Source organism: Sulfurospirillum halorespirans DSM 13726, assembly GCF_001723605.1.
Lineage (GTDB): Bacteria > Campylobacterota > Campylobacteria > Campylobacterales > Sulfurospirillaceae > Sulfurospirillum > Sulfurospirillum halorespirans.
Genome location: NZ_CP017111.1, coordinates 661,354 through 674,848, shown reverse-complemented (window position 1 = coordinate 674,848; position 13,495 = coordinate 661,354). Strand labels below are relative to the sequence as shown.

Sequence of the window (13,495 nt, the reverse complement as noted above, 5' to 3'; positions counted from 1 at the left end):
CGTATAATCATTAGAGGTATTTTTGTTTTGAGGGAAAAAAAGAGGGTGGAGAAAACTCCACCTTTACATTATAAGCTTGCGGGGATAACAGAAACTTTGTTTCTAATTTTATCTTTACGTTGGAATTGTACAAAACCATCGATTAATGCGTAGATCGTGTGATCAACACCGATGCCTACGTTATTTCCTACATGTACTTTTGTTCCACGTTGACGAATAATAATATTGCCTGCGCGTACAAATTCACCACCAAATTTTTTAACACCCAGTCTACGTCCAGCTGAGTCTCTATTATTCTGGGTACTTCCCTGACCTTTCTTGTGAGCCATTGGTTACTCCTAATCTTTATCTTTTGTAACGTTTGTGGGTTAAGCTTTAATGCTTACAACTTTTACTCTAGTATATTGTCTTCTAAAACCACGTTTGACTTTAGAATCTTTACGTCTACGTTTTTTGAAAGTAATAACTTTTTTGTCTTTGCCTTCAGTAACAACTTCAAGTTCTACTGTAGCACCATTGACGAATGGGGCACCCACTGTAAGTTCGCCATTGTTCACAGCTAAAACTTCCGTCACTACGATTTTCTCTTTTGGCTGAGCGTCAAGTCTATCGACATTTAAGTAGTCGCCTTCTTGAACTTTGTACTGCTTCCCGCCATTTTTTATAATTGCATACATGCGTATGTCCTTCTTGGGAGAGATTTATTTTGAGGTTTGGATTGTACCTAAACCTTCTTTAAGGTAATATTAAAGGAAAAGGTCTTTAAGCCTAAAGAAGTCTTTCCAAAAGGCTTAAATCGCTTAAAATCTCCCTATAAAACCATGTCGGTGTAGTATTCAATCTGTGCTTTTTTCAAGATACGAATAAAGTTGGTACTTCCTTCAACACCGGCTGGATAACCTGCTGTGACGATGTAGGTTTTTTCTTTATCAATCAAACCTCGCTCAATACCCTTTTGAAGCGTTTTGCCCAGCATCATGTTGAGATTACTGGCTTCAATGTTCATGATCGGTTTAATGCCCCATGCAATGGTTAAAGAGCGTGCAACGCGTTCATCATGCGTAACGGCATAAATGTCTGCTTTAATGCGGTACCTCGCTAATTTTTTAGCCGATTTTCCTGAACTGGTGAGTGAAATCATCGCTTCAACACCCAGACGATCCGCAAGACGTGCGGTGGATGAAGAGATAATATCGGTCTCATCCAAGAAGGGATAAACCTCAAATTTGCTATACGGGTAGATCGCTTCAATCTCTTTAATCGTATTGGACATAACCTCAACAACATGGATTGGATTGACACCAATCGCACTCTCTTCCGAAAGCATAACTGCATCGGTTCCATCAAGAACAGCATTGGCAACGTCACTGATCTCAGCTCTGGTTGCCATCTCTTTTTCAGCCATCGAAAGAAGCATTTGCGTTGCTGTAATAACAGGCTTAGAAGCCGCATTGGCTTTGGCAATCAATCTTTTTTGGATGCTTGGAACTTTATAGTACGGGACTTCAATACCAAGGTCTCCTCGTGCTACCATGATGCCATCACTGACTTCTAAAATCTCATCAATTTTTTCAACCGCATCAAATTTTTCGATTTTAGCGAAAATATGCGCACGGGATTTATGCTCTTTAAGAATTTTTCGTGCTTGTAAAATATCTTTGGCACTTTGGACAAAAGAGACTGCCACAAAATCGACGTCATTCTCTGCACCCCAGCGAAGATCTGCTTCGTCTTTAGGTGTAATGACTTCGATGTTAATGACCGTATTGGGAAAGTTCACCCCTTTGTTGGAAGAGAGTTTGCCACTGTTTTCAATCTCTGTAACAATTTTATCGCCTATTTCAATCACTTTTGCACGAATATTGCCATCATAAAGATAGATATATTCACCCTCTTTAAGCATATCTAAGATTTGAGGTTGATTGATGCAAAGTTCATATTTACCCGATTCGAGTTTTTTACCGACAATTTGCTCTTTCGTAAAATGGATTTGATCCCCTGGCTCAAGATAAAAGTCATCTTCGAGTTTTCCTACACGAATTTTTGGCCCGCAAATATCTTGTAAAACACCCACTTTTTTCTGAACATTTTTTTCCGCTTCTCTGATTTTGGCAAGTGTACTTGCATGGTACTCATGGGTTCCATGGCTAAAATTGAGTCGAAATACGTTCACACCTGCTCGAATTAACCCCTCTAAAATCTCTACACTATCACTTGCTGGTCCAACGGTTGCTAGGATTTTTGTCTTTTTATCCATCTCTGTTTCCTTTTTTATAATGAGTTCTATTATATCACTTTAGTGTTACAAAATTATATCATAAGCCTTACATGTAAGCTTTAAAAAGATGCTGAAGTTTTACACATTTTGTCACATTGCATCATCCTATAAACGTCTGTGGATCGGCTTTATTCTATTTTAAGAAAGGTGCTTTTTTGCATCGGTCGATAAATACTATCGCATTAGATTAATTCAATAAAATTAAAAGCTTTGTGTGGTATTATCACTACTTATTATCCTAATCAACACATACGGTTAACATAACACCATGACAAACAGCATTCAACACTCTATTTTAATTTTTAATTATAACGAAGCGGTTCTTGAGAATCGTAACAGTGTCTTATACAATACAATTATAGGACAACACGCAACGCTCAAAGACAAAGGGATTAAAGGCGTGCTTGTCTCTTTAAAAGATACCCCCTATTCTCCTTTAGCCAAAGAAGATCCCAACCTTGCAAATTTAGTCAAACAGCTTGAAAAACTAAGCCATATGATTGATATTCCCGTCGCTATTGGTGATTATAAACGCGATACGTTTGCCTATCTTAAAAAATTTAGTGCCAATACCTCGGTGAAACTCTTTCAAAACATTAATACAGCGATTCTCTTTTTTAACCCAAAAGCCTTCAAAAAAGAGCTAGACGTACTCATCTACGATGAAGATAAAGAGAATGCCGACAAAATTGCAATGGAACTGGGGAAAATGGGCTATTCCATCGTTCATGCACGCAATGCAGAAGATTTTAAGATCAAAGCTTCTGCTAAAAAATACGATATGACCATCACGCACACGGCCATTAACCAAAGCAGCACTAAAACACACGCCTCACAAGGTTTAGGACTTTCTAAACAACTGGTGATGAATCTTCCTGTGTTTATTGACACCGCCGTTAATTCGCTTGTGACGATTACAGGGCTTGAAGCACAAAAAATCAAGCATGAAATCAGACCGTTTAATGAAAAAATCCCTCCGCATGTGATCATCGCTGCGATGAAATTTAAAGGCGATATTAGTGGTATTTTCTTCCTTGTTTTTCCACGAGAACTGGCACTTGTTGCACTAGAAGCCATGTTGGGAGAGAGTCTTGAAGCCGATGATACAGCGTCAATTGTCGATGGTGTTGCTGAATTTTGCAATATCATCACAGGATCGGCGAAGGTAACGTTCTCGGGTAAAAATCTTAAAGTTCTTTTTGAACTTCCTAAAACCTACCTCTCCGTGCAAGTTGCCCTGAGCGATACGTTAGGTTCCAATGGCGTTTGGATCGACATGCAACTGGATGAAAAACCTTTTTACATGTTTATTACCAAGTAACTACTTTTTCTGTAAAAAACGTAATGCTTCTTGAAGGGGAATATCTTCCTCTTCGCTTCCTTGATTGATCTCAATGTTGGGGATAACACCACTAGGCCACACACTTTTTCCTTTAGGCGTACACCAACGTGCTGTCGCAAACTTTACGGCTGTCGTGTTAGTACTGAGGGGGAAAAGCGTTGCAAACGTATCTTTACCAAACGTTGGCGTTCCAATGATCGTGGCACGATTGTACTCTTGAAGCACCGAGGAGACAATCTCCGAACTCCCTGCTGAGTCATTATTGGTTAAAATGACTAAGGGAACTGTTTTTAAAAAAGAGAGCTCTTCGATTTTGTCAGCATACTCAACCCCTTCAAAATCTTGCGGCGTGTTTTTATACTGCTTTTTCTCCTCTTTGTGGCGACTTTTGACCGTTAAAACAAGTTTGTCTTTTTCTAAAAAAAGAGAGGTCACAGCAATGCCACTGCTGAAAATGCCTCCTGGATTATCGCGAAGATCCAAAATCATTCCATTAATTTTGTGTTTTTGTGCTTCGTAAAGATAGCTCATATCCTCCAAAAACGAGGGAAGTGTATCTTGGGCAAAAGAGCTAATTTTGACATAGGCAATATCATTTTCAAACATCAAAGAGCTCATAAGATCGATCGTAACTGCCTTACGCGTGAGTTGCAGCTCAATCGGTTTTGAACTGTTAAGTTTGAGCGTTAGTAATTTTATTTTGGTATTGGGAGATCCGCGAAGGGCTGAAATGACCTCATCCAAACCGAGGTTACGTACTAACACACCATCAATTTGAACAATTTCATCGCCTTTTTGAAGATTGGCTTTTTGTGCAGGAGAGTGGTCGACGACCGATTTGACATAAATATGGTTGCGCTTTTGAATCAGATACAACCCGACACCAGCAACGGGCTTTGAGCTGAGATAAAGCGTCTCATACTCTTCTTCGTTGAGATAGCGTCCATTGATGTCAACACTGGTCACCATTCCTTCTAAACAACCTTCCATCAACCGTTTTTCATCAAAAGGTTGAACCGACTCTTCTTTAATTTTTTGGACAACCTCTTGGTATAAGAGATAAGAATCCGTGGGTGGTGTCGCATTTAGTAGTGTCATCATGAGGCTTAAAAAACCAAAAAAACGTCTCAAGCATAGATCCTTTTACTTTGTATAGCTGTATAGTACTATTTTTTGTCCGTTTTTTGCAAAATGTCACGCTAAGATCAATCGCATTGGTTGCATCTGTGAATCATCAAAACCCAATCGTTTGTAAAAGTGCTGTGCCGCATGATTATGCGTGTCGGTTAAAAGCGTGATACGTTTACATGTAAGCTTTTTAGCATACTCAATTGCAGCCTCCACCAACAGTGTTCCACACCCTTTTCCTCGATATTTAGGCGCGATAATCATATCTTCCAAGAAGGCAACTTTACCGCCAAGTGCCGTGCTAATCGTCCATAAAAGACTCACCATCCCAAGAATCACACCATCTTCTTTAAGAACAAAAATGGTGCCTATGGTGGCATCTTCCAAGATCATCCTAAGACCTGAGCGTTGAAGCTCAGGGTGCGGCGTAAATTCAGCCTCTTGCGAAAAAAGCAGGGTTAATAAATCAATTAAATGCTCTATATCAGAACTTTTTGCCTCTTCAACCACAAACATAGAACTCCTTTTTTGATTTATATTTTAACATAGGAACCCTTTTTGCTTGTTATAAATACTAAATGTTATAAGGAGTTTTTAATGACCATTGAGGAAAGTAAAAACAGTGTCAATCAATCGTTTTTGAGTACACTCACAAAAGTAACCACAAAGGATTCGCTTAGTGAAGACTCATTTGCCAGTATCCTTGCAAGTCAATTGGATGGAAGCACCAGTTCGAGTGATGAATCCACAATCTCAGCTGCTTCAGCTGAATCAAATGCGGCGGTTGAAGCATTTAAAGAAGCACTGACGTCCAAAGGTTCACTTCAATTTTATCAAGAGTACAATCAAGAAAAAATTGAGCAACTGATGGAAGAGAAAAAAGCGGAGCTTGAAGATAAATTGGGGCTGAGTGCAGATAGTGAACCACCCTTAAGCGGTGAAGATCGAGAAAATGCAATCTCCATGTTAGACACGATGCTCGATGCTTACCGTAAGCAACTTCAAGAGAAGATGCAAGCCGAAGATAAACTTGAGCAAGAAAATACCATGCTCAATACTTTTTTGCAAGACCTCGCTTAACGTTTTTGCAAAATTAAAATTGTTTTATCAGGCTCGTCACCAAAGAGTGTGACGGGTTTGGTAGAACAGAGTTTGAATGCTCCCAGTTTTTTGAAAAAAGAGAGCGGGTGAAAGTATTGTGTGATGGAACCTTCATTTTTGTGGTAAAGATCGCCTTCTTTTTCAAATAAAACAATCTTCGTTAAAAGCTCATTATGCTCAAATGTCGCATCAACACATAAAAATTGATCTTCTGTATCGTGGCACATCACCCCTTCGGCGACCCCTTCAAAACCATACAAGGTATTGACATCACATATAAAATAACCCTCTTTGGGAAGCACGCGTACAACGGCTTCTAAAAAAGAGTCTATCTGCGCTGGTGCGATGTAGTTGAGCACATCGGCAATGGCGACAACGCACTCAAACGAAGCCTCTTCAAATGCTTCGAGCTCTTGGGTACTTGCCTCCACGCCTAAAGCACGCGCACGCTCGATCATTGCGGCACTTCGATCAATACCACAGGCACTGAGTTGCTCATTTTTAAGATGCACAAGAAATTTTCCATTGCCACATCCCACATCCAAAATACGCTTTACATGTAAAGGTTTTAGCAAGCCCAAATAGGTTTGGTAGAGTGTTTCATACTGGGCATCAAAACCGATGAGCGATTCGATTTTGGCATAAAGATCAAGAGGATTTATCATGGGCAAGCTTTGGTTGGGGCTTTAATCAAAAGCCCCATGAGATTTTTTAGTCAACGAGTTCGTGTTTGAAGCGTGCTTCATCAAATGTCTTGCCAAGGTATTCGCACACGATTTTAACATCGCGACGTGCATTACCAAGACAACTGGTTGCCCCTGGGCTTGGTGTCATGTTAAAGATAATGCCTGTACCTGGGTTGATACTCGCTTCGCCTAGCATCAATTTTTTCTCTGTTTTGCTAATCACCTGAGGTCTGACACCACCAAAGTGATGCGCGTATTCAAGGTCGTCTAGTTGCAAAGAAGGAACGATTTTGCGTGCATCTTTGATGAAAAGCTCTTTACCAAATTTTGGAAGTTCAAAAAGAACGTTTCGTAAAATGTAGTTACGAATATCGCTGTCTTTCATCAAATCATAAAAGACCTTCGCAACTTTGCCATCAAATTGCAATGTTTGCCAAAAATCAAGGTACGTTCCACCCGTGTAACGCTCTAATTTTGGCATCACAAGCGCTGTTGGACCAAAGCGGGTACAACCATCGGCTAAGATATCTGGATCGCCATGCAGTGCCGCAAAAGGAAGTTTTGGGTGTTGCACCATATAGACTTTACCATTGAGCATTTTTTTCTTGGTCATGTAAAAACTGCCACCCACTGGTAAACAGGCAAAATCAAGCCCGTATCCCATTTCATGCGCAAGATAGAGCGAATGTGCTCCCGCATCGACAACGACAAAATCAGCCGTAAAGGTATGATCTTTGGTCATCACCACGTGCATATCGCCTAACTTAGTAATGTTGGTGACTTGAGCATTCAAAAAGACATCGGCAACCTTGCCTTCAATCTTTTGCGCTTCATTGACCAAACTTTCGCTCATTTGCCCAAAATCAACGGTACTAAATTCTCCACCTTCAACGCCCACACCAATAACGTTATCAGGGCGCTCTTTGCCCTCAGCATCGTAAATGAGCTTTGGCTCAATTTGTGCAAGTTTCTCTTTATCAAAGACTTCAAGGTAGGGATAAAGCTCTTTGAACTCTTCATAGCGCTTTTGCATGTACGCAACCTCAGTATCACCCACACCGATCGCCATTTTTTGATGCGCAAATAAAAACTTGCCCTCATGCCCATGAGCAACACAATACTTTGAGATCATGCTAGCCGTCTCTTTGACTTTTTTCGCTTTTTCCAGAGTATAGTTGGTCTCTATGTCACCACAATGAATGGTTTGAGAATTGGACGTTCCAGCAGAATTTAATTTTGCTAAACGATCATATTTTTCGACAAGCGCGATGCGCTTAACGTCTGTATATTTTGCAAGCTCATAAAAAAGAGCTGCACCTGAGATTCCGCCACCGACGACCAAGACTTCATAGTGATTTTTTGTCATGCTAAATAACTTCCTACTCTAAGATTTTAGGGTGCGACATTCTATTATAAAAACTTTAAAGTTTTTTAAAATAAATTGTTACTTTACTGCAATTGCTTCGATCTCAACCAACGCATTTTTAGGCAATGTCTTCACACCAACGGTGCTGCGTGCCGGTTTGTGCTCTTTAAAAAACGCGCCATACACTTCATTAACCTTTGCAAAGTCGTCCATATTGGCTAAAAAAATGGTCGTTTTAACCACTTTTTTCAGACCACTTCCTGCTTCTTTAAGCACGGCTTTGAGGTTTTCTAGCACTTGGGTGGCTTGTGCTTCCACGTCGCCTTCTAAAAAAGTACCATCGGGCTTAAGAGCAATTTGCCCAGAGGTAAACACCATATCGTTCACCACAATCGCTTGCGAATACGGACCAATGGCTTGCGGTGCATTGGTCGTCGAGACTATTTTCATACATCTTCCTTTTTGAAATTTTCAATGACAGTTTTAAAAATGTGGACTAACGATTCAACTTCGCTCAAAGGGCAACACTCATTGGGCGCGTGAATGGTATCGTTTACGACACCAAACTCAACGGTTGCAATGCCAAAACTTCCAAAAAATCGTGCATCGCTTGTTCCTCCTGCGGTGGAAAGTTTAGGCATTAACCCTTTTACATGTAAAAGGGCATTACTGAGTTTTTTGACAATGAGTGAGTCTTTGGAGGTCACAAACGGGTGCGCACTTTCACTCAAACAGAGGGTAAATTCCAATCCTTGAAGCACCTCTTCCATATACGTTCTAATTTTTGCTTTATCGGTTTTGGTTGAGTTGCGTACATTAAACATGATTCTAAGATTACCAGGAGTAACATTGGTCACTTCCATGCCACCACGAATGTCGGTGATGATGATCTGCGAAGGGGTAAAAAATTCATCACCCTCATCCAAATAATGTCCCGCAAGTTTGGAAAGCAGAGGCGCTATTTGATGCACAGGATTGATCGTTTTTTCAGGATACGCCGCATGCCCTTGCTTACCGATAATCTCGATCACACCGTTGATGGAGCCACGGCGCCCTACTTTAATGGCATCGCCAAAAACCTTCTCAGAAGTTGGCTCTGCCACAATGACATAATCGGGTAAAAAAGAGCGGCGCTCTAACTCTTTAATCACTTCAATCGTGCCATGCTTGGCATCGCCCTCTTCATCGCTGGTCAAGATGGCGGAGAGTGTTCCATTAAAGTGTGTCGTCTCACGCATCGCTTGCACAAAGGCACAGACACCGCTTTTCATATCTTGGGCACCTCTGGCATAGACAACACCCTCTTTAACGATAGGCTCAAACGGCTCACTTTCCCAACCAGTACCTGGAGGAACCACATCAATATGCCCTGCAAAACAGAGGTGTGGGCCTTCGCCAAAACGTTTGTATAAAAAGAGATTTTTGGTATTTTCAACATTGACTTCGATGATCTCAAAATCATTGAGATACGCTTTGATGAATGCAAAGGCACCTCCGTCATCTGGGGTAATGGAGACAAAGCGTAAAAGTTTTAAGAAAAGTTCGTGTGTGTTTAGCATGATTCCTCTATTGTAAAAGAGTATTCTTTAGAGTTTATACTCATTTCTTGTTTATTATTTAACATCAAGTTTTTTTAAAGCTTGATCAATGTGGCACCATAACCACCCATATTGATCGGTGCATCGCCGTATGAAACTAAAGAAGGATAGCTGCTTAAAAACGTTCGTACCGCATACGCAAGTTTTCCCGTTCCAATGCCATGATAGACCAAAACCTCATCAAAGCCGCTCATCAGCGCGTCACTTAAAAATTTATCGAGTTTTTCAACCGCTTCATCGGCTCTGAGCCCATGCAGATCCAAAATCATCGAACCACTCGGTGTCTCTTTGGAAATCACCACACCCGATTTGTGCACTTTAGGTTGATTGCCACTGCGTTTGAGTTTGGAGAGGGGCACACGAAGCGTAATGCCGTCGCACTCGATGGTCGCTTCCTCTTTTTTGATGCTTTTAATGACCCCTTTGGAGCTTCCATATTTGATTTTATCGTTTACATGTAAAGGTTCAGCCTTTTGATCGGGAATCACTTTACGTGTCTCTTGGTGCAACTGATTGGCTTTGTTTAACAGACGATGTGACTCTTTGGTATCAGAGCTTTTGATCGCCTTTTTCGCTTCGCCAATCGCTTGGTTAAACTCTTTAGACATCTTAGAATAGGCATGGTCAAACTCTTCTCGCACGCGTTCTTTTTCATCGCGTAACGACTCTTTGAGTTTTTCCACCTCTTTGAGCCTTGCATCAAGCTCTTCCGAGGTTTTACGCATCTCAAGCTCTAAGTCAATGTTTTTTTGAATCAACTCATTGAGCTTCTCTTTATCTTCTCCGTACAAAACGCGCGCTTCGGCGACCAAAGACTGCGGAATGCCATAGCGAAGTGCCGTCTCAAACGCGTAACTTCGACCAATCGTCCCTTTTAAAAAGCCATACGTCGGGCGTTCACTCTTTTCATCGTAAATCGCCGCTAAAAGTTCGACTTCGGGATGCGTTGCAAGCAAGGAGGCTAAGCGTTTATGGTGCGTTGTAATGACAATTTTCATCTCTTTATCGATCAGTTTTTCGATCATCACTTTAAAGAGATTCGCCGCTTCATCGGCGTCCGTTCCAAGCTCAATCTCATCCACACCAATAAGTGCTACTTTTTTACCAAACAGTTTACTAAATTCACTCATTCGTCCGGCAAAGGTAGAAATGTCATTTTTGACATTTTGTGGATCATCGAGAATGGCAAATACCTCTTTGAAAGAACCAATACTCGAATGCTTCGCATCAATGCGCATCGGAAGAAGGTATTTACTCAAAATCGCCGCCGTCAAAATGGATTTCAGCAACATCGTCTTACCACCCGCATTCACACCCGTGATCATCAAGACTTGTTTGCTAAAATCAATCGTAATGGGCTTTGGATTAGCAAGAGCAGGATGGGCAAAGTTTTCCAATTTAATGACATTGGTTTTGGAGGGAAGCACAAACTCCATATCTTTTTCTCGCGCATACGCGACTCTGGCGTAGTACGCATCAAAGCGGTCAAACTCTTTGTTCACAAAAGCCAAAAATTTGAGCTGTTTGGTAAAAGAGGATGAGATCTGTTTGGCATACTTATACACCAGCTCTTCTTTGCGGTCGATCAATTCACTCTCACGACTCACCAACTTCGCAAGCACTTCGGGCACCACATAGAAAAAACCACTGCTACTGCGCCCGATGACATTGCCTTTTAACACATGGTTAAACCCACCACGCACCAAAAGCGCTTCTTGGTTGTTAATGTAGTGAATCTGTTTATCGGCTAAATAAAGTGCAACTTTTTCGGTGGAGATCAGACGGCGAAGCGTGCTGTTCATCTCCTCTTTGACCATTTTAAGACTTTGAGCGATGCTCGCAAACTGCTCATCCACGCTGGATTTGAGCTCGCCTTTTTCATCGAAATAGCCGCAAATTTGCGTGACTTCAGCAGGGATGAGAATGCGCTCCATCCATTCACCAAGGCTTTGATCGTTCAGCATTGATTTCAGATACTGCATATAGTTGATGATTTGAACAAAGGAAAAAATCTCATTGAGGCGCAAGATGCCCAATTTACTTAGGTGCATCAGTGCCACATCTAAAGAGGGAACTTCAGGCAAAGGTTTCAAGCGATCGCGTGTGAGAAGTTCATGGATCATTTTATAATGCAGGTTCGCGTCTCCCTCCATAAACAGAGGTTTTTCGCGCGCTAAAAAGTGTTTAAATCCAGCCGCATAATCGACCAAATCGAGTTTCGAAAAAAGCTTTTCCATGAGGGCGTTACTTCACTTTTTCCAATTTACATGTAGCCATATCGATGACGATGCCTTTATCGTTTTGGTTTTGATCGTTTGCGATAAAACTGAGCGTTCCATTCACAAAAACAAAGGTAGCGGACGAGATTTCACGTCCATCGCAATAGAGTGTTTTGCCCTGTTTAAATGCACTGATCATCATACGATTTGCTTCACTGTTCTCGCGATTGTATGATTCATACCACCACGCAAGCCCAATCAGAATGATAAGGAAACTAAAAAGTCCAATTTTTGCTTGTTTAGAGAATGTACTCTTTTTAGCATAGATCACAGAAACAACCAAAAGTACCACCGCTAAAAAAAGTAAAAATTGCATCACATGGCTCCTCTGAGTTGATAGGTTATGTCCCCTGCGCCAAAGCTAATGACCAACCCTTCATCAAAAATGTGTTGGTTCGCTTCGCAAGGAAATATCTCTATACTATCATCTTTTCGGTAAACGCGCGGTGGGAAAAGTGGAGAGTAACGTGCAAACTCTTTTTCAAAGTCGATAAAAACCTCTTTTTCCCCTGCACGCCACACGGGTAGAATCACGAGCTGATCGACCCCTTCAAAGCAGTTGACAAAACTCTGCAAATTATCAATCGTGCGTGAATATTTATGCGGTTGCCAAATGGCGGTAACTTTTTTAAGCCCAATGAGTGCAGCGTATTGTGTCGCAGACTCCAAAGTCGCTTTGATCTCGGTGGGGTGATGCCCATAATCATCAATCAACGCAAAGTTTTCATGCTTGGTCAAAAGATCAAAACGCTTTTTGATGCCTTTGTAGTTTTTAAGTTTTTCACGCGCCGTTTCTACATCCATCTCATGCAGACTTGCTAGAATTGCCAATGAAGCATCGAGTGCCATATGCGCACCAATCCCCCAGACTTCAAAACGCCCCAAATCTTTGAGTACAAAGGAGGTAAAAGGTTCACCATCACACATCACGGTCTCAATGCCGCTGATGTCACGACTCGGATAGAGACGATCGGCTTCAAGCTCAGTAAGCGTGCTTAAAAAAGGATCTTCCGCGTTAATCACCCGAATCTTCGCACTCTCTAAAAAGTGTCGATACGCCCCGTAAAATCGGTCATAATCGTAGTTATAATACTCCATATGCTCCGGTTCCGCGTTGGTCACAATCGCAATGTAGGGATTGGAATTTAAAAAGCTCGCATCGCTTTCATCGGCTTCAAAAATGACATTGTTGCCCTCTTTGTAGTACATATTTGAGCCATACTGCTTGCTCTCCGCACCAATAACCAAAGAGCCCTCCACCATCGAAGCGAGCATCGCACTCGTCGTACTTTTACCGTGAGCTCCGCAAACCGAAAAAACACGTCTGTTTTTTAAGATAAACAGCAGTGCCTCACGACGTGGCATGATCGTCATTCCCTTTTCACGAGCGCGTGCAAGCTCGATGTTATCGGGTTTTATCACAGCAGAAAACACCACCAAATCTTGATCGGTTATGCACGCAGGATCGTGTGGGATACGCACAGGAATGCCCATCTCTTCGAGTCCTGCTGTAATTTTACTCGCTTTCACATCGGAGCCCGTAATTTCGTAACCCTCTTGTTTTAAATATTTGGCTAAGGCTGAAAGCCCAATGCCACCAATGCCTACAAAATGAACCTTTTTCAACGATTGTCCTTATCTATTTTTTACACGCTTCCCAAGCAAAGCTTGAAAAGCTACGCTGCGCTATGCACTAAAGCTTGCCTCTTTCGAGGCA

The 13,495-nt window shown here is 41.5% G+C and carries 14 protein-coding genes; 2 read left to right on the top strand and 12 right to left on the bottom strand.

Features of this window, described 5'->3' with window-relative positions:
• Positions 1-68 precede the first annotated feature (68 nt).
• The 3 genes from rpmA to pyk form a co-directional block, all read right to left on the bottom strand.
• Positions 69-329: a 50S ribosomal protein L27 gene (rpmA, locus tag SHALO_RS03380; protein ID WP_025343852.1), complete on the bottom strand. Its 261-nt coding sequence runs from the start codon at positions 327-329 to the stop codon at positions 69-71.
• A 39-nt stretch (positions 330-368) separates the two neighbouring features.
• A complete protein-coding gene (gene rplU / locus SHALO_RS03375; protein WP_025343851.1) occupies positions 369-677 on the bottom strand; it encodes a 50S ribosomal protein L21 in 309 nt (102 codons plus the stop codon).
• A 134-nt stretch (positions 678-811) separates the two neighbouring features.
• The gene (gene pyk / locus SHALO_RS03370) at positions 812-2,257 is read right to left on the bottom strand and encodes a pyruvate kinase (RefSeq protein ID WP_069477363.1); all 1,446 of its coding nucleotides are present in this window, start codon (positions 2,255-2,257) and stop codon (positions 812-814) included.
• A gap of 289 nt (positions 2,258-2,546) precedes the next feature.
• On the opposite strand from pyk, the gene SHALO_RS03365 reads away from it, so the two are divergent.
• A complete protein-coding gene (locus tag SHALO_RS03365; protein WP_069477362.1) occupies positions 2,547-3,599 on the top strand; it encodes a chemotaxis protein CheX in 1,053 nt (350 codons plus the stop codon).
• Here SHALO_RS03365 and SHALO_RS03360 read toward each other — a convergent pair whose 3' ends face one another.
• Both SHALO_RS03360 and SHALO_RS03355 read right to left on the bottom strand, forming a co-directional pair.
• The gene (locus SHALO_RS03360; RefSeq protein ID WP_069477361.1) at positions 3,600-4,751 is read right to left on the bottom strand and encodes a S41 family peptidase; all 1,152 of its coding nucleotides are present in this window, start codon (positions 4,749-4,751) and stop codon (positions 3,600-3,602) included. It lies immediately after the preceding gene.
• Between the two features lie 63 nt (positions 4,752-4,814).
• A complete protein-coding gene (locus SHALO_RS03355) occupies positions 4,815-5,264 on the bottom strand; it encodes a GNAT family N-acetyltransferase (protein WP_069477360.1) in 450 nt (149 codons plus the stop codon).
• Positions 5,265-5,345: 81 nt separating this feature from the next.
• Here SHALO_RS03355 and SHALO_RS03350 point away from each other — a divergent pair, with 81 nt between their 5' ends.
• Positions 5,346-5,828 (top strand): hypothetical protein, encoded by a 483-nt coding sequence (locus SHALO_RS03350; protein ID WP_069477359.1) that lies wholly within the window; start codon positions 5,346-5,348, stop codon positions 5,826-5,828.
• On the opposite strand, the gene SHALO_RS03345 is transcribed toward SHALO_RS03350, so the two are convergent.
• The 7 genes from SHALO_RS03345 to murC form a co-directional block, all read right to left on the bottom strand.
• Positions 5,825-6,514 carry a class I SAM-dependent DNA methyltransferase gene (locus SHALO_RS03345; RefSeq protein WP_069477358.1) on the bottom strand — a complete coding sequence of 230 codons (690 nt, stop codon included), beginning with the start codon at positions 6,512-6,514 and terminating at the stop codon, positions 5,825-5,827. The genes SHALO_RS03350 and SHALO_RS03345 overlap by 4 nt on opposite strands.
• Positions 6,515-6,560: 46 nt before the next feature.
• Entirely contained in the window at positions 6,561-7,901 is a 1,341-nt protein-coding gene (locus SHALO_RS03340) for an FAD-dependent oxidoreductase (protein WP_069477357.1), read from the bottom strand.
• A 78-nt stretch (positions 7,902-7,979) separates the two neighbouring features.
• Positions 7,980-8,351: a RidA family protein gene (locus SHALO_RS03335; protein ID WP_069477356.1), complete on the bottom strand. Its 372-nt coding sequence runs from the start codon at positions 8,349-8,351 to the stop codon at positions 7,980-7,982.
• The gene (gene dapE, locus SHALO_RS03330; RefSeq protein ID WP_069477355.1) at positions 8,348-9,460 is read right to left on the bottom strand and encodes a succinyl-diaminopimelate desuccinylase; all 1,113 of its coding nucleotides are present in this window, start codon (positions 9,458-9,460) and stop codon (positions 8,348-8,350) included. Before dapE ends, SHALO_RS03335 begins: the two co-directional genes overlap by 4 nt.
• Positions 9,461-9,534: 74 nt before the next feature.
• Positions 9,535-11,736, bottom strand: coding sequence for an endonuclease MutS2 (locus SHALO_RS03325; RefSeq protein ID WP_069477354.1), 2,202 nt, complete (start codon positions 11,734-11,736; stop codon positions 9,535-9,537).
• Between the two features lie 7 nt (positions 11,737-11,743).
• The gene (locus SHALO_RS03320; protein WP_025343840.1) at positions 11,744-12,094 is read right to left on the bottom strand and encodes a hypothetical protein; all 351 of its coding nucleotides are present in this window, start codon (positions 12,092-12,094) and stop codon (positions 11,744-11,746) included.
• A complete protein-coding gene (gene murC, locus SHALO_RS03315; RefSeq protein WP_025343839.1) occupies positions 12,094-13,404 on the bottom strand; it encodes a UDP-N-acetylmuramate--L-alanine ligase in 1,311 nt (436 codons plus the stop codon). The genes SHALO_RS03320 and murC overlap by 1 nt, the downstream gene beginning before the upstream one ends.
• Between the last annotated feature and the right edge of the window lie 91 nt (positions 13,405-13,495).